General features: G+C 65.5%; 18 protein-coding genes. 11 read left to right on the top strand and 7 right to left on the bottom strand.

What is annotated here, in order from left to right:
• Positions 1-55: 55 nt before the first annotated feature.
• The 5 genes from FIU91_RS07895 to purC all read right to left on the bottom strand — a co-directional run bounded on the left by FIU91_RS07895 (position 56) and on the right by purC (position 4,923).
• The gene (locus FIU91_RS07895) at positions 56-1,393 is read right to left on the bottom strand and encodes a sigma-54 dependent transcriptional regulator (RefSeq protein WP_152462077.1); all 1,338 of its coding nucleotides are present in this window, start codon (positions 1,391-1,393) and stop codon (positions 56-58) included.
• Between the two features lie 7 nt (positions 1,394-1,400).
• Entirely contained in the window at positions 1,401-3,158 is a 1,758-nt protein-coding gene (locus FIU91_RS07890) for an ATP-binding protein (protein ID WP_152462076.1), read from the bottom strand.
• Between the two features lie 36 nt (positions 3,159-3,194).
• Positions 3,195-3,863, bottom strand: coding sequence for a phosphoribosylformylglycinamidine synthase subunit PurQ (gene purQ / locus FIU91_RS07885; RefSeq protein ID WP_152462075.1), 669 nt, complete (start codon positions 3,861-3,863; stop codon positions 3,195-3,197).
• Positions 3,863-4,093, bottom strand: coding sequence for a phosphoribosylformylglycinamidine synthase subunit PurS (gene purS, locus FIU91_RS07880; protein WP_152462074.1), 231 nt, complete (start codon positions 4,091-4,093; stop codon positions 3,863-3,865). The genes purQ and purS overlap by 1 nt, the downstream gene beginning before the upstream one ends.
• 71 nt (positions 4,094-4,164) lie before the next feature.
• Positions 4,165-4,923, bottom strand: a complete 759-nt coding sequence (gene purC, locus FIU91_RS07875; RefSeq protein WP_093012541.1) for a phosphoribosylaminoimidazolesuccinocarboxamide synthase — start codon at positions 4,921-4,923, stop codon at positions 4,165-4,167.
• 171 nt (positions 4,924-5,094) lie between these two features.
• Here purC and FIU91_RS07870 point away from each other — a divergent pair, with 171 nt between their 5' ends.
• Both FIU91_RS07870 and bmt read left to right on the top strand, forming a co-directional pair.
• The gene (locus FIU91_RS07870) at positions 5,095-5,409 is read left to right on the top strand and encodes a DUF1476 domain-containing protein (RefSeq protein WP_093012538.1); all 315 of its coding nucleotides are present in this window, start codon (positions 5,095-5,097) and stop codon (positions 5,407-5,409) included.
• A gap of 136 nt (positions 5,410-5,545) precedes the next feature.
• Positions 5,546-6,565: a betaine--homocysteine S-methyltransferase gene (bmt, locus tag FIU91_RS07865; RefSeq protein WP_152462073.1), complete on the top strand. Its 1,020-nt coding sequence runs from the start codon at positions 5,546-5,548 to the stop codon at positions 6,563-6,565.
• A 5-nt stretch (positions 6,566-6,570) separates the two neighbouring features.
• On the opposite strand, the gene FIU91_RS07860 is transcribed toward bmt, so the two are convergent.
• Positions 6,571-7,656: a PA0069 family radical SAM protein gene (locus FIU91_RS07860; RefSeq protein ID WP_152462072.1), complete on the bottom strand. Its 1,086-nt coding sequence runs from the start codon at positions 7,654-7,656 to the stop codon at positions 6,571-6,573.
• A gap of 190 nt (positions 7,657-7,846) precedes the next feature.
• On the opposite strand from FIU91_RS07860, the gene FIU91_RS07855 reads away from it, so the two are divergent.
• From FIU91_RS07855 to FIU91_RS07850, 3 genes are all read left to right on the top strand, one after another.
• A complete protein-coding gene (locus tag FIU91_RS07855) occupies positions 7,847-8,551 on the top strand; it encodes a B12-binding domain-containing protein (protein WP_093012529.1) in 705 nt (234 codons plus the stop codon).
• Positions 8,552-8,652: 101 nt separating this feature from the next.
• The gene (locus FIU91_RS19380; protein WP_172974967.1) at positions 8,653-8,826 is read left to right on the top strand and encodes a hypothetical protein; all 174 of its coding nucleotides are present in this window, start codon (positions 8,653-8,655) and stop codon (positions 8,824-8,826) included.
• Entirely contained in the window at positions 8,807-9,451 is a 645-nt protein-coding gene (locus FIU91_RS07850) for a DUF1638 domain-containing protein (protein WP_254702067.1), read from the top strand. The genes FIU91_RS19380 and FIU91_RS07850 overlap by 20 nt, the downstream gene beginning before the upstream one ends.
• A gap of 3 nt (positions 9,452-9,454) precedes the next feature.
• On the opposite strand, the gene FIU91_RS07845 is transcribed toward FIU91_RS07850, so the two are convergent.
• A complete protein-coding gene (locus FIU91_RS07845) occupies positions 9,455-10,885 on the bottom strand; it encodes a divergent polysaccharide deacteylase family protein (protein ID WP_152462070.1) in 1,431 nt (476 codons plus the stop codon).
• 185 nt (positions 10,886-11,070) lie between these two features.
• On the opposite strand from FIU91_RS07845, the gene FIU91_RS07840 reads away from it, so the two are divergent.
• From FIU91_RS07840 to glp, 6 genes are read left to right on the top strand one after another with little or no spacing between them, the layout of a single operon-like run.
• Positions 11,071-11,652 (top strand): aminodeoxychorismate/anthranilate synthase component II, encoded by a 582-nt coding sequence (locus FIU91_RS07840; protein ID WP_152463685.1) that lies wholly within the window; start codon positions 11,071-11,073, stop codon positions 11,650-11,652.
• On the top strand, positions 11,649-12,662 hold the full coding sequence (gene trpD, locus FIU91_RS07835; protein WP_152462069.1) for an anthranilate phosphoribosyltransferase: 1,014 nt from the start codon (positions 11,649-11,651) through the stop codon (positions 12,660-12,662). The genes FIU91_RS07840 and trpD overlap by 4 nt, the downstream gene beginning before the upstream one ends.
• Entirely contained in the window at positions 12,659-13,312 is a 654-nt protein-coding gene (locus tag FIU91_RS07830) for a uracil-DNA glycosylase (RefSeq protein ID WP_152462068.1), read from the top strand. Before trpD ends, FIU91_RS07830 begins: the two co-directional genes overlap by 4 nt.
• Positions 13,309-14,109 (top strand): indole-3-glycerol phosphate synthase TrpC, encoded by an 801-nt coding sequence (trpC, locus tag FIU91_RS07825; RefSeq protein WP_093012512.1) that lies wholly within the window; start codon positions 13,309-13,311, stop codon positions 14,107-14,109. Before FIU91_RS07830 ends, trpC begins: the two co-directional genes overlap by 4 nt.
• A 3-nt stretch (positions 14,110-14,112) precedes the next feature.
• The gene (gene moaC, locus FIU91_RS07820; RefSeq protein ID WP_093012509.1) at positions 14,113-14,592 is read left to right on the top strand and encodes a cyclic pyranopterin monophosphate synthase MoaC; all 480 of its coding nucleotides are present in this window, start codon (positions 14,113-14,115) and stop codon (positions 14,590-14,592) included.
• A complete protein-coding gene (gene glp / locus FIU91_RS07815) occupies positions 14,589-15,758 on the top strand; it encodes a gephyrin-like molybdotransferase Glp (RefSeq protein ID WP_152462067.1) in 1,170 nt (389 codons plus the stop codon). The genes moaC and glp overlap by 4 nt, the downstream gene beginning before the upstream one ends.
• Positions 15,759-15,775 lie beyond the last annotated feature (17 nt).

Here is a 15,775-nt window from a genome sequence, read left to right as displayed (position 1 = left end):
GAAAGGAGCGCCTGCCCGGTGGGGCGGGCAGGCGCTCGAGCGAGGCGTCGATGCCTCAGTCCAGATAATCCGACCGCTGAAGGCCGTACTTCGCCATCTTCTCGTTCAGCGTCCGGCGCGGCAGGCAGAGCTCGTCCATAACGCTCGAGATCGACCCTTTGTGACGCCGCATCGTGTTATCGATGAGCATCCGCTCGAAGGCTTCCACGTATTCCTTGAGCGGCTTGCCCTCGGTGGTCATGACCGGCTGCATGTCCTCGTGATCGTTCATCAGGAGCGAGGCGATGGTGCCCGTCCCGCGCCGCGATTGCAGGACCGCGCGCTCGGCGAGGTTGATGAGCTGACGCACGTTTCCCGGCCACGGCGCCTGCAAGAGCTGCGCGGCTTCCTGGGCGGAGACCTGAGGGGCATCGCAGCCATACTCATCCGCATATTGCTCGGACAGCCGCGTGAAAAGCGTAAGGATGTCCTCTCCCCGCTGGCGGAGCGGCGGCACGGTGATCCGCAGCGCCGCCAATCGATAAAAGAGATCCGAGCGCAGCGCCGTCTCGCAGGTCTTGCCCTCGTCCTGAAGGTTGCAGATCGCCACAATCCGCGTCTCCGGCGGATTGCCCTGGTCATTGATGACCGACAAAAGCCGCGCCTGCGCGCCGTCCGTCAGGCTTTCGATATCCTCGAGAACAAGCGTGCCGCCCCGCGCTTCCTCGATGGCCGGAAGGCGGCTGTCATCGGGATCCATCGGGCCGAAGAGCCGCTTCATCAGCGCCGCCTCGTCCATCGCCGCGCAAGGCAGAAGCACGAAACGCTTGCCCGCCCGGCTCCCCACGGCGTGCAGCGCATGGGCGACCAGCGTCTTGCCGGTGCCCGTCTCGCCTTCGATCAGCACGTGCCCATCGGCCTGGCCGAGATCGAGGATGTCTTCGCGCAGCCGCTCCATCGCAGGCGACTGACCGATGAGCTTCTGCATGATCTGCCCGCCATCGGACAGCTCCTTACGGAGTTGCCGGTTGTCGAGCGTCAGCCGCCGCGCCGCGGTCGCCTTCTTGGCAAGCTCGGACATACGGTCGGGATTGAACGGCTTTTCGAGAAAGTCGAACGCACCGATCCGCATCGCCTCGACCGCCATCGGAACATCGCCGTGGCCGGTGATCATGATGACCGGCAACGCGCTGTCGAGACCCATGAGCTTTTTGAGAAGCTGGATCCCGTCCATCCCCGGCATCTTGATGTCCGTGATGACGATACCGGGATAATTCGCGCCGAGCGTCTTCAGCGCGTCTTCGGCACTGCCGAAGCTTTCGGTATCGTAGCCCGACAGTGCCAGCCATTGGCTGATCGACTGCCGCATGTCCTTTTCGTCGTCGACGATCGCGATTTTCATAGCCTGTGCCATTGTTGTTCTATTCCGCGGCTTGAGTATCTTCCGCCATGATCGGCAGTTGCATTTCGAAAACGGCCCCGCCGCCCTCGGCGTTCCGTGCTGTCAGGCGTCCACCGAGGTCGCTGACGATCCCCGAGGAGATCGCAAGTCCGAGCCCGGTGCCGTCGCCTGGCTGTTTGGTCGTGTAGAATGGTTCGAACAGGGCATCGAGATCCTCGATCCCGTGACCGTTGTCGCGCACGGTAAGGGTCGCCGTCTCGCCACGCGCCAAGAGGATCTCGATCTCCGGGTTGCGAACGGTCTTGGTCGCATCGAGAGCGTTGCGGATGAGATTGATGAGGACCTGCTCGATCCGCATCCGGTCGCCCATAACGCGGACCTCGCCTTCGGGCAGGATGCGGCTGATGCGGACCTGCCGCGCCTTGAGCTGCGGCTCCATCATGGAGAGGGCGGAATTGACCGCCTCCCCCATGTCGACAGGCGAGAATTCCGCCTGCCCTTTGCGGGCATAGGATTTGAGCTGGCGCGTGATCGCACCCATCCGCTCGATCAGGTCATCAATCCGGTGGAAGGCCGTCAGCGCCTCGTCCGGCCGGTTGCGGCGCAGCAGAAGCCGCGCACCGGCAAGATAGGTCCGCATCGCCGCGAGCGGCTGGTTGAGCTCATGGCTCACGGCGGCGGACATCTCGCCAAGCGCGGCGAGCTTGGAGCTCTGGGCGAGCGTCTGCTCGGCCACGGCGAGGTTCTCCTGCACACGCTCCCGCTCGGCGATCTCGCGCTGAAGACGCACGTTGAGCTGCCGCAGCTCTCGGCTCTCGCGCTGGAAGAGCGCCATCCTGAGCGCGGTCTTGCGTGAGAGCGCGTAGAAAGCGAGCGCGGCAAGAATCGCGAAGCCCATGATCTCGAGCGCGAGGACCGCGTTCACCCGTTCGCGCACGCTCTGGTAGGTGGTGAAGGAGGTGATGGACCAGCCGCGAAACGGAATGCGCCCGTCGATCCGCATCACCGCCTGCCCGCCCACATAGGCGTCCGCCGGAAGGGCAGTCCAATCGGTGGTGGCCTGGATCGCGCGTTCGATGGCGCTGTCGGCAGGCTGGCGTGCCAGCGCCTCGCTGATGCTGAGGCCCCTCCACTTCGGTTCCGTGGCCAGGATGATGTTGCCTTCACTGTCCGTCACCAGCACCGCGTCCGAAATCCCCGCCCAGGACCGCTCGAACTTCGCCAGGTCAGCCTCGACGACGATCACCCCGATCACCGCGCCCCGGCTCTCGATCCGGCGGGAATAGGTGAAGGTGTAGCTTGAGACCTCGTTGCGGATCGCGTTGAAGACGGTCGATGACGAGCGCTGCGCCTCGACGAAATAGGCGGCGTTGCGATGGGTCTCGCCAAGCCGGTTGCGATCCGTGGCCGCGACCGTGCGCCCTTGACTGTCGAGCAGCATCAGCGAGGCCGCACCGATCTCCTCGACGAAGGAGATCAGGCGCTGCGTCGACTGGCTGAAATCGCCTGTATTGAGCGCATTGATAAGCGCGGGGTCACGGGCCAGGAGCTGAGGCACGATCGAGTTGCGCCGAAGCTCGCTGAGAAGGTTGCCGCTGTAGAGCGCGAGGCGCAGCTCGGCGCGGTTGCGGGTGGTTTCGGTGAACCGGTCGGTCAGGAGCGAATTCGTCACCCAGATCGTCGCCACCGCCGCGGCGAACAGCCCCAGAAGCGCGACGCGCACGCGCCACGACAGCGGGCCTGCCCGGCCTTCGGTATCCTGGGACGTCTCCGTCATTGGTCCAACTTACGGCTCGCACCAGCGCGCCACAAGTCAGGCAGCGGCCAGAGCCTCTGTCAGATGCGCGAAAAGACGCTGACCGTCGGTGCCGCCATGCCCGGCATCGGCCGCGCGTTCGGGATGCGGCATCATGCCGAGCACCCGGTGATTGGGCGAGAGAATGCCCGCGATGTCACGTTGCGAGCCGTTGGGGTTCTCGGCATAGCGGAACGCCACCAGCCCTTCGCCCTCGAGGCGGTCGAGCGTGTCGGTATCGGCAAAGTAATTGCCGTCGTGATGTGCGATCGGGATGCGGATCTCCTCGCCGGGCGCATAACCACGGGTAAAGACGCTGTCCTGCTCTGCCACGATCAACGGCACGGTCCGGCAGATGTATTTCAGCCCGGCATTCCGCAGAAGCGCTCCTGGCAGAAGGCCGGTCTCGGTCAGGATCTGGAAGCCGTTGCAGGGGCCGAAGACGAAACCGCCCCGCTCGGCATGGGCCGCGAGCGCCCGGCAGATCGGGGAATTGGCGGCGATGGCTCCGCAGCGGAGGTAGTCCCCGTAAGAGAACCCGCCCGGCACGCCGACGATGTCCACGCCGTCCGGCAGGCTCGTGTCCTTGTGCCAGACCATGTCGGTCTTGAACCCCGCCGCGCGAAAGGCCGTGGCGAGATCGCGATCACAGTTGGAGCCGGGAAAGACGAGGACCGCGGCGCGCATCACAGCACCTCGATCCGGTAGCTTTCGATCACGGTGTTGGCGAGGAGCTTCTCGCACATCTCGCCGATCCGCGCCTCGGAGGTGCCGTCCGCGAGATCGAGCTCGATGACCTTGCCCTGGCGCACGCCCTCGACCCCGTCGAATCCGAGCGAGCCAAGCGCGTGACGCACCGCCTCGCCCTGAGGGTCGAGAACGCCCTCTTTCAACATCACGTGCACCCGTGCCTTCATCGCCTGTCTCCTTCGGCCGCGCCCTGCGCGGCGTTGCGTCGTGCGTTCTGAAAGGCCGACCAGGCCCTTCCCTAGTTGATGAGCGTCGGCTTGGTCACGCCCTGGTTCTTCGGCATCACGCCAAGCCGGCGCGCCACTTCGGTATAGGCGTCGGCCAGGTTGCCGAGATCGCGGCGGAACACGTCCTTGTCGAGCTTCTGACCCGTTTCCATGTCCCAAAGCCGGCAGCTGTCGGGCGAGATCTCGTCGGCGACGACGAGACGCTGGAAGTCGCCCTCGAACACGCGGCCGATCTCGATCTTGAAGTCGACAAGCTTGATGCCGACGGCGAGCATGACACCCGACATGAAGTCGTTGACGCGGAGCGCGAGGCTCAGGATGTCGTCCATGTCCTGCTGGCTGGCCCAGCCGAACGCCGCGATGTGTTCTTCGGTGACGAGCGGATCGCCGAGCGCGTCGTCCTTGTAGTAATACTCTACAATCGGGCGCGAAAGCTGGGTGCCTTCCTCGATGCCGAGCCGCTTCGACATGGAGCCGGCCGCGACGTTCCGCACCACCACCTCGAGCGGGATGATCTCGCAGGAGCGCACGAGCTGCTCGCGCATGTTGATCCGCTCGATGAAATGGGTGGGCACGCCGATCTGGTTGAGGCCGGTCATGAAGAATTCCGACAGCCGGTTGTTCAGAACGCCCTTGCCGTCGATCACGTCCTTCTTCTCGGCGTTGAAGGCGGTGGCGTCGTCCTTGAAATACTGCACGATCGTGCCCGGACGCGGCCCTTCGTACAGAACCTTCGCCTTGCCCTCGTAGATCTTCTTGCGGCGTGCCATCTGGCCCCTTTCCCAAAAACAGGAATCGCGCCGGGCAAGCGCCCCGCGCGTAATGCGCGACCTTTAGTCCAAGGGCCGTAATCCCGCAAGCAGCAGCGCAGCCGGCGCTTGCGGCGGCGGGCGCGCTTGCCTACCGTCTGCGCGAGATCTGGCACTGCGAAGGGACACGAGATGACCACGTTCAACGATCGCGAGAACGCGTTTGAAAACAAGTTCGCCCATGACGAGGAGATGAAGTTTCGCGCCGAGGCGCGACGCAACAAGCTGCTCGGCCTCTGGGCGGCGGAAAAGCTGGGCCTGTCGGGCGACGAAGCGGACGCCTATGCCCGCGAGGTCGTGAAGGCAGATTTCGAGGAAGCAGGTCACGAGGATGTCGTTCGGAAGGTCGCGGGCGATCTTGGCGACAAATCGAACCCCGACGAGATTCGCGCGAAGATGGCCGAATGTCTGGCCCAGGCCAAGGCGCAGCTCGTCGAAGAGAACTGAACCGGATCACGGTTAAAAGGGGCAAGGCCGCCCGGGCCCGGCCTCATAATCGTCTTGAACATTATGAATTTGCGTCACCTCGGCGGATGGGGCATCAGCGCGCCATAGATTTCGCGCGACCAAAGGATCCGCATTCATGTCCGACGCACTCTCCGCCCTTCTGCAGGACCGCGACTGGCTTCTCGCCGACGGGGCGACCGGCACGAACCTGTTCAACATGGGGCTCTCTTCCGGGGATGCGCCGGAATTCTGGAACATCGACGAGCCGGACAAGATCCGCGCGCTTTACCAGGGCGCGGTCGATGCGGGATCGGACCTGTTTCTCACCAATTCCTTCGGCGCGAACGCATCACGTCTGAAGCTGCACGACGCACAGGATCGCGCGCGGGAATTCTCGCGCATCGCGGCGGAGCTGGCCCGAGAGGTCGCGGACAAGGCCGGGCGTCCGGTCGTCGTCGCGGGCTCGGTCGGACCGACGGGCGAGATCATGCAGCCGGTCGGCAGTCTTTCGCACGAAAGCGCGGTCGAGATGTTCCACGAACAGGCCGAAGGTCTGAAGGAGGGCGGCGCCGACGTGCTCTGGGTGGAGACGATCAGCGCGCCCGAGGAGTTCAAGGCCGCCGCCGAGGCCTTCGCGCTCGCTGGCATGCCCTGGTGCGGCACGATGAGCTTCGACACGGCGGGGCGCACTATGATGGGACTGACCTCGCAGGACATGGTCACGCTCGTCGAGGGTCTGCCAAACCCGCCCCTCGCCTTCGGCGCCAATTGCGGTGTCGGCGCATCGGATCTTTTGCGGACCGTGCTCGGCTTCTCCGCCGCAGGACCCGAGCGGCCGGTCATCGCCAAGGGCAATGCAGGGATCCCGCGCTTCGTCGACGGCCACATCCACTACGACGGCACGCCCGAGCTGATGGCCGATTACGCGGTCATGGCACGCGATGCGGGTGCCACGATCATCGGCGGGTGCTGCGGCACCATGCCCGACCATCTGCGCCACATGCGCGAGGCGCTGGAAACGCGTCCACGCGGCGAGCGCCCGAGCCTTGAAGAGATCGCCGAGAAGATCGGCGGCTTTTCCTCGGATAGCGACGGCACTGGAGAGGGAGACGGCGAGCCGCGCCGGAGCACCGGACGTCGCCGCCGCCGGGGCTGATGAGGCTAGAACAACGACAATTGATCCCCCGCGCGCGGCGGCGGAGCGAAAAGATCGGTCCGCAGCGGCTGGGTCGGCCGGTCGAGGCCGTGGAGACGTGCCGCGAGCTTGAAGCGGCGCGCGATGATTTCGGCGTAATGCCCCTCGCCGCGCATGCGCTTGTGCCATGTGGACGAATAGACCTTTCCGCCGTGCATCTCGCGCAGGCGCGCCATCACGCGGGCGGCGCTGTCCGGGTAATGCACCTCGAGCCAGTCCTGCCAGAGCGGCGCCACTTCGTGCGGCAGGCGCAGCATGATCCAGCTCGCCGCATCCGCACCAGCCTCCGCCCCTGCTTCGAGAATACGCTCGATCTCGGGATCGGTCAGCGCGGGCACGACCGGAGAAACCATGAGGCGCACGGGAATGCCCGCCTGCGTCAGTCGGCGGATAGCGTGCAGGCGACGCGCTGGAGCCGGCACCCGCGGCTCCATCCGGCGCGCGAGATCGCGGTCGAGCGTCGTCACCGAGATGCCGACCCGCGCCAGTCCTTCCGACGCCATGTCCGACAGGATGTCGATGTCTCGCTCGATCAGCGTGCCCTTGGTGACGATGGCGACCGGATGGCGGTGGGCGCGCAGCACCTCGAGGCAGGCGCGCATGATCCCGCGTTCTTTCTCGATCGGCTGATAGGGATCGGTATTCGTGCCGATGGCGATGGGCGCGACCTTGTAGGACTTGGCGCGCAACTCTCGGTCGAGAACCTCTGGCGCACCCGGTCGGGCGACGAGCCGGGTTTCGAAGTCGAGACCGGGCGACAGCCCGAGATAAGCGTGGCTTGGGCGCGCAAAACAGTAGATGCAGCCATGCTCGCAGCCGCGGTAGGGATTGATACTCCGGTCGAACGGAATGTCGGGCGAGCGGACGTAGTTGATAAGGCTGCGGGGGCTTTCCTCCGAAACCTCGGTGCGGAACTGGCGCACCTCTTCGGCGATGTCCCAGCCATCATGCGAATCTGCGCGCGACAGCCGCTCGAACCGGCCGGTATCCCGGCTGGCGGCTCCGCGGCCTCGTCGCGCATCGGCCTCGATATCGGTTTCGAAACGTCCCATAACGAAAAATTAGAACGGAACGGGAACACTTTCAACCTCGACACGGATTCGAGCGACACAGGCATGAAAGCCGCGTCGGTCGTGGATCGAACCATGTCGCAATCTGGCGATTGTTACGTGGCGAAAAGCCACATAGCTCGCCATCAATGCGGTGCCGCGTTCGCGGCGCCCGAAGGCAAAGGATACCTCCATGTCTGATGAAGAAGACGATCTGATCCTCTCCGAACTGCCCGACGAAGAGCTTGTGCCGCAGATGCACGACGACCTTTACGACGGGCTCAAGGAAGAGATCGAGGAGGGCGTCAACATCCTGCTGGAGCGCGGCTGGGAGCCCTACCGTATTCTCACCGAGGCGCTTGTCGCAGGCATGACCATTGTCGGCCGGGACTTCCGGGACGGCATCCTCTTCGTGCCCGAAGTGCTGCTCGCGGCGAACGCGATGAAGGCCGGGATGGCGATCCTGAAGCCGCTCCTCGCCGAAACCGGCGCGCCCAAGATGGGCAAGATGGTGATCGGCACCGTGAAGGGCGACATCCACGATATCGGCAAGAACCTCGTTTCCATGATGATGGAAGGCGCGGGCTTCGAAGTGGTCGATCTCGGCATCAACAACCCCGTCGAGGAATATCTCGAGGCGCTCGAGCGGGAACAGCCGGACATCCTCGGCATGTCGGCACTGCTGACCACCACGATGCCTTACATGAAGGTCGTGATCGACACGATGAAGGAACAGGGCATCCGCGACGACTACATCGTTCTCGTCGGCGGTGCGCCGCTCAACGAGGAATTCGGGCAGGCCATTGGGGCCGACGGATATTGCCGCGATGCGGCCGTCGCGGTGGACATGGCGAAGGAGTTCATCCAGCGCCGCCACAACCAGCGCGCGGTCGGCTGATCTTAAAGTGACCTTCAGTCGCATAAAGCCCCTGCCATCAAGGTGGGGGCTTTTCCTTTCCGCATATGCGGCCCATATTGTTGGCAGGGAAAGGAGCAATCATGCCTGTGACATCCTTCGCACTCACCATCCTGCTGGTCATTGCCGCCGCGGCGCTGACCGTTTGGGCGATGAGCGCCTTCGGACTGCTCGCCGTGATGCCGGTCCTGATCGTCCTCGTCTTGGCCCTGCGTTGGGGGCTGGGCCATGTGCCCTTTGACGACAGCCACACCTGACGACACGCAACTGCGCGATGAAGGGTTCGACACGGCCTCGGGAGGCCGTGTCCTTCTTATCGCCTGCGGGGCGCTTGCGCGGGAAATACTCGATCTCAAGGCCCGGAACGGCTGGGATCACATGGATCTGCGCTGCCTTCCGGCGATCCTTCACAATCACCCCGAAAAGATAACTCCAGCCGTCCGCGAAGCCGTCGCGAAAGCGGAGTCCGACTATGCGCGCATCTTCGTGGTCTACGGCGATTGCGGCACCGGCGGGCAGCTTGAGACCGCTTGCGCCGAGATGGGCGTCGAGATGGTGCCCGGCCCGCATTGCTACAGCTTCTTCGAAGGCAACGCAGAATTCGCGACGCGGGACGAGATCACCGCCTTCTACCTCACCGATTTTCTTGCGCGGCAATTCGATGCCTTCGTCTGGAAGCCGCTCGGCCTCGACCGGCATCCGGAGCTGCTCGAGATGTATTTCGGCCATTACGAGAAACTTGTCTATCTCGCGCAGACGGACGATCCGGACTTGACCGAAACGGCGCGGGCCTGCGCGGACCGGCTTGGTCTTGCCTTCGAGCGGCGCGCAACGGGATACGGCGATCTGGGCGCGACGCTCAAGAACTGGGCCCGCGCCTGAGCCTTATTCCTCAGCCGAGATCACCGCGGAGACCGGCACGAGCGCCAGTTCGTTCGCGCGGTCCTGCAGACCCCAGAGCAGCAGCGCGGAGACCGTATCGGCCCTGAGCCGTCCGAGCGCGATCACCGCGCCGTCCTGGCTCGCCCGCATCGCCACGCGATCGAGGAGCCGCCGTTGCATGGCCGGGTCCTGACCGTCGCCGTCGAAATCCCGGAAGACCGAGCCGGAGGGCACGCCTTCACGCCGCGCGAGCGAGGCGGCGGTGTTGAGCCCCTGCCCTTGCATGACGAGCCCGTGACCTGACGCGGCGAGGTAATCGGCCACCTGTTCGGTCACATCACGAGATCCCTGCAGCCCGCCGCCCGGCGCTTCGAGAATGCCGACCGCTTCGGGCACCGCTCGGAGAGAGGCTTCGAGCGTCACTTCAACGTCGCTTGCTGCAGCGCCATCCGGCACATCGGCCAAGGCCATGACCTCGAACCCGCGTTCGCGATAGCCGCGCATCCGCTCGGCGGCATCCTCGGCGGTCGGATCAACCGCGAAGGTGACGGCGAAGGGGAACGCTTCGAGCGCTGCGGGTCCAAGAGGTCCGGAGCCGTCATCGATGAGCACGATGGCAAGGCGCGGCGTACCCTCTTCCACTTGAGCGTCGGCGGCGAACCGGCGCACGGGCGGCTCTTCGCTTTCAGCTTCGCTCGTGTCGCTCTCCTCATCGGCACCGATGGAGGGCAGGCGCGTGCTGCGTGCCCCGTCCTCGCGATCGGTGAGCGAGGTTGCGGGCGTGCCGATGCTGGGCCGTTCGCTGTCGGGCTCTGGCGGGGTCGGCCCGGCGATGTCGTCTTCGGCCTCGGGCGCGGGTGCGGCATCTTCCGCCGGAGCCTCCTCCGTTTCCGCCGTGTCGGCCTCGTCTGCGTCCGCGGCTGCGGGCTGATCGAGACCGGGCGTCTCCTCGGTCACGTCGGGCGCGGGAGGCTGGGCAGGATCGGTTGAAATCGAAGGCTCGCTTTCGACCCCCGGCGCTTCGGGGCTGGAGGTGTCGGGCGCGGCATCGACCGGCTGATCCTCCGACGCCTCGATGCCCTCGGGCGCGGCATCGGGCGCAGGTGCGTCAAGACCGGCGTCCGCTTCTGCAACTTCCGGCGCCGAGCCGCTTTCGGTCTCGACGCTCTCGGGAACCGTATCGCCCTCGGTCGGCGCGGCGAGGCCAGCAGTGTCGCCCGTCAGTTCCGGCGCGGCGTCTTCGCCGGGGGCCGCGGTCTCCGATGTGCCCGCCTCGGGCGCAGCGACATCGTCGCTCCCGGCATCATCGACCTGCGGCTCGGGCATCAGCCCCGCCGGAAGCTCTGGATATCCCATATTGAGAGAAATACCCGCAGCCGCCCCAACCGAAACGATCAGGCCCGTCGCTGCGCCTGCCAGAAATCCGCGTGCCATTGCCTGCCCCTTCGTTCCAGGCCCGCTCGGGCCGTCTGATCGCTGTGGCCTTCTACGAGGAACGGCATACGGCAGCTGGCCGCGCGCCCTTGACCTCCTCGGGCCACTCGGCCCATCTATACGCGATAGAGACCCGCCCGGACCAGCCCCTTGGCACAGTGAAACCGCCGGAAACAGGCCAGAAAATGCTCCTCCTGATCGATAATTACGACAGCTTCACCTACAACCTCGTGCATTATCTCGGGGAACTGGGCAGCGAGGTCGTCGTGCGCCGCAACGATGCACTCAACGTGCAGGAGGCGATGGCGATGAACCCCGCTGGCATCCTTCTGTCGCCCGGCCCCTGCGATCCGGACCAGGCCGGGATCTGTCTTGCGCTGACCCATGCCGCCGCAGAAACCGGAACGCCGCTCATGGGCGTGTGTCTTGGCCATCAGACCATCGGCCAGGCCCTCGGCGGAACCGTGCAGCGGCATTCGGAGATCGTGCACGGCAAGATGGGACGGATCACGCATGAAGGGGGCGGGGTCTTTGCTGGCCTGCCGTCGCCCTTCGAGGCGACGCGCTATCACAGTCTCGTCGTCTCGCGCGACGGACTGCCCGACTGCCTCGAGGTGACGGCATCGCTCGAGGATGGAACGATCATGGGGCTCTCGCACAAGACGCTGCCGATACACGGAGTGCAGTTCCACCCAGAAAGCATCGCCTCCCAGCATGGACACAAGCTGCTGAAGAATTTCACCGATCTTCTGCCGGTGCCCGCATGAGCGACGGGATGAAAGCGCTGATCGGCGCCGCCGCCGAACGTCCGCTGACGCCCGAAGAAGCCGACCGCGCCTTCACGCTTCTCTTCGAGGGCGAGGCGACACCGTCGCAGATCGGCGGGTTCCTCATGGCCTTGCGTACGCGAGGAGAGAGCGTCGCCGAATACACCGCCGCCGCTCGCGTCATGCGCGCCAAGTGCCACAAGGTGACCGCGCCCGAAGGCGCGATGGACATTGTCGGCACTGGCGGCGATGGCAAAGGCACGCTCAACATCTCCACCGCGACGGCCTTCGTTGTCGCTGGCGCGGGGGTGACCGTGGCGAAGCACGGCAACCGGAACCTCTCGTCCAAATCCGGGTCCGCCGATGCCCTGACGCAGATGGGCGTCAACGTCATGGTCGAGGCCGACCGCGTCGGCGCGATCCTGAAGGACGCTGGCATCTGCTTCATGATGGCGCCGATGCACCACCCGGCGATGGCCCATGTCGGCCCGACGCGGATGGAGCTCGGCACCCGCACCATCTTCAATATCCTCGGCCCGCTCACCAACCCGGCGGGGGTGAAACGGCAACTCACAGGTGCATTCTCGCGCGCGATGATCCGGCCGATGGCGGAGACGCTGATGGGCCTTGGCTCTGAAGCGGCCTGGCTTGTCCACGGCGGCGACGGGACGGACGAGCTTTCCATCGCCGGCGAGAGCTATGTCGCCGAGCTGAAAGACGGCGCGATCACCGAGTTCGACATCCATCCCGAAGATGCGGGCCTGTCCGAGTATCCATTCGAGGCCATTCTGGGCGGTACGCCGGAAGAGAACGGCAGGGCCTTCCGCGCGCTTCTGGACGGTGCGCCCGGCGCGTATCGAGATGCGGTCCTTCTGAACTCCGCAGCCGCGCTTCTCGTCGCGGAGCGCGCGGGCGACCTTCGCGAAGGCGCGGCGATGGCGGCTGAAGCGCTCGATAGCGGCGCAGCGAAGGCGCGGGTTGAGGCGCTGGCGCGGCTGAGCCAAGCGTGAACGCGCCTGCCGTCCCGCGCGACTGGGCGCATCTGGATTTCTTTGCAAAGGACTGGCCCCGGATCGCGGCACAACTCGAGGCGGAGGATCGGCAGATCCTGCCACGGGCTGAGTTGCGCTTCGCAGCGTTGGAGGAGAGCCCGCCAGAGAGCATCCGCGCCGTGATCCTCGGGCAAGATCCCTATCCGACCCCGGGCCACGCCAACGGCCTGGCATTCTCGGTGACATCTGGCACGCGACCCCTGCCCCGCTCACTTCTCAATATTTTCAAAGAATTGGAGGGTGACCTTGGTGTGCGGCGAGACGAGGGAGACCTTTCAGGGTGGGCTGAAGAAGGCGTCCTCCTTCTCAACACCGCGCTGTCGGTCCCTGCAGGCGACGCGGGCGGGCACCGAAGGCTCGGCTGGCAGCGGCTGACGGAAGAGATCCTCACGCGGCTCTCGGATCGGCCCCGCGCCTTCGTGCTCTGGGGCGCGCACGCACAGGCATTCCAGCCCTTCATTCGCGGCTCGGACCACCTTATCCTGACCGCGCCGCATCCCTCGCCGCTTTCGGCGCGTCGGGGCTTTTTCGGCTCGCGGCCCTTTTCGCGGATCAACGCTTGGCTTACGTCACGAGGCGAGCCCGAAATCAACTGGACGAGGACATGACAGAGACCATTCTGGACAAGATCAAGGCCTACAAGCTTCAGGAGATCGCCGCCGACAAGGCGACCATGCCGCTCGACCTCGTCGAGGAAGCGGCGAAGAACGCCTCCGAGCTGCGCCCCTTCGCAGAAAGCCTCAGGACCGCGCAGGGCGCTGGCTACGGGCTTATCGCGGAGGTGAAGAAGGCCTCGCCGTCCAAGGGTCTCATCCGCGACGATTTCGATCCGGCCGCGCTGGCCGAAGCCTATGAACGCGGCGGCGCGACGTGCCTCTCGGTCCTGACCGACATGCCGAGCTTCAAAGGCGCCAAGCCCTATCTCAGCCAGGCGCGGAACGCGACCCGCCTGCCCGCTCTGCGCAAGGACTTCATCTACGATCCATACCAGGTGGTCGAAGCGCGCTCGCTGCACGCCGATTGCATTCTTCTGATCATGGCCTCGCTCGAGGATGGCCAAGCCGCCGAGCTTGAGGCCGTCGCGCTGGATTGGGGCATGGACGTCCTGATCGAAGTGCATAACGAGGACGAGCTGGACCGCGCGCTGCGCCTCAAGTCACGGCTCATCGGCGTGAACAACCGCGATCTGCACACGTTCGAGACATCGCTCGAGACGACGCGCCGGCTCGCCAAGGCGATGCCTGAGGATGCGCTGGTCGTCTCGGAATCGGGGCTGTCCACGCCCGCTCACCTCGCCGAAATGGCAGAGGCCGGCGTGCGCTCCTTCCTCGTGGGCGAGAGCCTGATGCGCGAAGACAATGTGGAGGCAGCCACCGCGCGCCTCCTTGCGGATCCGGTGGCCTGAGCGATGTCAGGCGGGCTCACGCATTTTGACGCCAAGGGCGACGCGCATATGGTCGATGTCTCGGACAAGGCGACGACGGCGCGCATCGCGGTAGCGCGCGGCTGGGTCCGCATGGCCCCCGAAACCTTTGAGATGATCACCGAAGGGCGCGCCAAGAAGGGCGACGTGATCGGGGTTGCCCGGCTTGCCGGGATCATGGGCGCGAAGAAGACGCCCGAGCTGATCCCGCTCTGCCATCCCTTGCCGATCACCAAGGTGTCGGTCGAGATCTCGCCGGACGCGGATCTGCCCGGCCTCAGGATCGAGGCTACGGTTAAGACCACTGGCCAGACCGGCGTGGAAATGGAGGCGCTGACCGCAGTGTCGACCGCCGCGCTGACGATCTACGACATGGTCAAGGCGGTCGACAAAGGCATGGAGATCGGCGGCGTGCATGTCGCCCTCAAGGATGGCGGCAAATCGGGCCGCTACGAGGCACCTTGATCTCCGTCGCGGCGGCGCTTGAAGCGCTGTTCGAGCTGACACCGCGCTTGGCCGCAGAGGCCGTATCTTTGCGAGAGGCGGCGGGCCGCGTGCTGACGCAGGATGTCGTGGCGACGCGGGATCAGCCGCCCTTTCCCGCGTCGGCAATGGATGGATACGCAACCGCCGAAGGCGAGAGCGGCACGGTATTGCGTGTCGTCGGAGAGGCAGCGGCCGGCCATCGTTTCGCGCGGGCGCTTTTCGCCGGCGAAGCGGTGCGGATCTTTACCGGCGCGCCCGTGCCCGATGGCGCGGATCGCGTCGTGATCCAGGAGGACGTCGAGCGCGACGGCGACGAGATCCGCATCACCGAGACCACCCCGCCCGGATCTCATATCCGCCCGTCCGGCACGGATTTCCTGGCCGGGGCGCGGCTCACGGCGCCGCGCCGGCTCTCCCCGAGCGATATCGCGCTTCTGGCCTCGATGAATGCCGCCGCTCCGGTCGTCGCCCGGAAACCCCGCGTGGCCATCATCGCGACAGGCGACGAGCTTGTTAGCCCCGGAGAGATGCCTGGCCCGGACCAGATCATCGCGTCGAACACTTACGGCTTGGCTGCGCTGTTCGAGGCAGAAGGTGCAGAGGTTCGGCTCCTGCCCATCGCTCGGGATACGCGCGCGGCACTTGGCGCCGTGCTGGATCTTGTGGGTGATGCGGATCTTGTGATCACCGTTGGCGGCGCTTCGGTCGGCGATCATGACCTCGTCGCGTCGGTGTCAGGCGAAGCCGGTCTCGAGCGCGCATTCTACAAGGTCGCTATGCGCCCGGGAAAACCACTGATGGCCGGGCGGCTTGGCGCGGCGATGATGATCGGGCTTCCGGGAAATCCGGTCTCCGCGATGGTGTGTGGCCATGTCTTCGTCGCGCCGGTTCTTCGCGCCATGCAGGGACTGCCTGCCGCGCCCGCGCCCCGGATCACGCTGCCGATCTCAGAGGCGATTGAAGCCAACGGCCCGCGCGAGCATTACATGCGCGCGAAAATCAGCGCGGATGGGGTACGCGTTCTCGAGCGGCAGGATTCCAGCCTCCTTTCGGTGCTGAGCCAGGCCGATGCCCTGGTCATTCGACCGCCACATGATCCTGCGCGCAACGCGGGTTCAGAGGTTGACGTGCTGCACATCGGCTGACCCGGTGTTGGGCGCGC

Source organism: Roseivivax sp. THAF30, assembly GCF_009363575.1.
Classification (GTDB): domain Bacteria; phylum Pseudomonadota; class Alphaproteobacteria; order Rhodobacterales; family Rhodobacteraceae; genus Roseivivax; species Roseivivax halotolerans.
The sequence above is the reverse complement of the archived record's forward strand: the minus strand, read 5'-3'. Positions and strand labels throughout refer to the sequence as shown.

Bases quoted from the DNA above. Each gene is read 5' to 3' on its own strand.
- FIU91_RS07895 (WP_152462077.1), bottom strand. From the start codon at position 1,393: ATGGCACAGGCTATGAAAATCGCGATCGTCGACGACGAAAAGGACATG.
- FIU91_RS07890 (WP_152462076.1), bottom strand. From the start codon at position 3,158: ATGACGGAGACGTCCCAGGATACCGAAGGCCGGGCAGGCCCGCTGTCG.
- purQ (WP_152462075.1), bottom strand. From the start codon at position 3,863: ATGCGCGCCGCGGTCCTCGTCTTTCCCGGCTCCAACTGTGATCGCGAT.
- purS (WP_152462074.1), bottom strand. From the start codon at position 4,093: ATGAAGGCACGGGTGCACGTGATGTTGAAAGAGGGCGTTCTCGACCCT.
- purC (WP_093012541.1), bottom strand. From the start codon at position 4,923: ATGGCACGCCGCAAGAAGATCTACGAGGGCAAGGCGAAGGTTCTGTAC.
- FIU91_RS07870 (WP_093012538.1), top strand. From the start codon at position 5,095: ATGACCACGTTCAACGATCGCGAGAACGCGTTTGAAAACAAGTTCGCC.
- bmt (WP_152462073.1), top strand. From the start codon at position 5,546: ATGTCCGACGCACTCTCCGCCCTTCTGCAGGACCGCGACTGGCTTCTC.
- FIU91_RS07860 (WP_152462072.1), bottom strand. From the start codon at position 7,656: ATGGGACGTTTCGAAACCGATATCGAGGCCGATGCGCGACGAGGCCGC.
- FIU91_RS07855 (WP_093012529.1), top strand. From the start codon at position 7,847: ATGTCTGATGAAGAAGACGATCTGATCCTCTCCGAACTGCCCGACGAA.
- FIU91_RS19380 (WP_172974967.1), top strand. From the start codon at position 8,653: ATGCCTGTGACATCCTTCGCACTCACCATCCTGCTGGTCATTGCCGCC.
- FIU91_RS07845 (WP_152462070.1), bottom strand. From the start codon at position 10,885: ATGGCACGCGGATTTCTGGCAGGCGCAGCGACGGGCCTGATCGTTTCG.
- FIU91_RS07840 (WP_152463685.1), top strand. From the start codon at position 11,071: ATGCTCCTCCTGATCGATAATTACGACAGCTTCACCTACAACCTCGTG.
- trpD (WP_152462069.1), top strand. From the start codon at position 11,649: ATGAGCGACGGGATGAAAGCGCTGATCGGCGCCGCCGCCGAACGTCCG.
- trpC (WP_093012512.1), top strand. From the start codon at position 13,309: ATGACAGAGACCATTCTGGACAAGATCAAGGCCTACAAGCTTCAGGAG.
- moaC (WP_093012509.1), top strand. From the start codon at position 14,113: ATGTCAGGCGGGCTCACGCATTTTGACGCCAAGGGCGACGCGCATATG.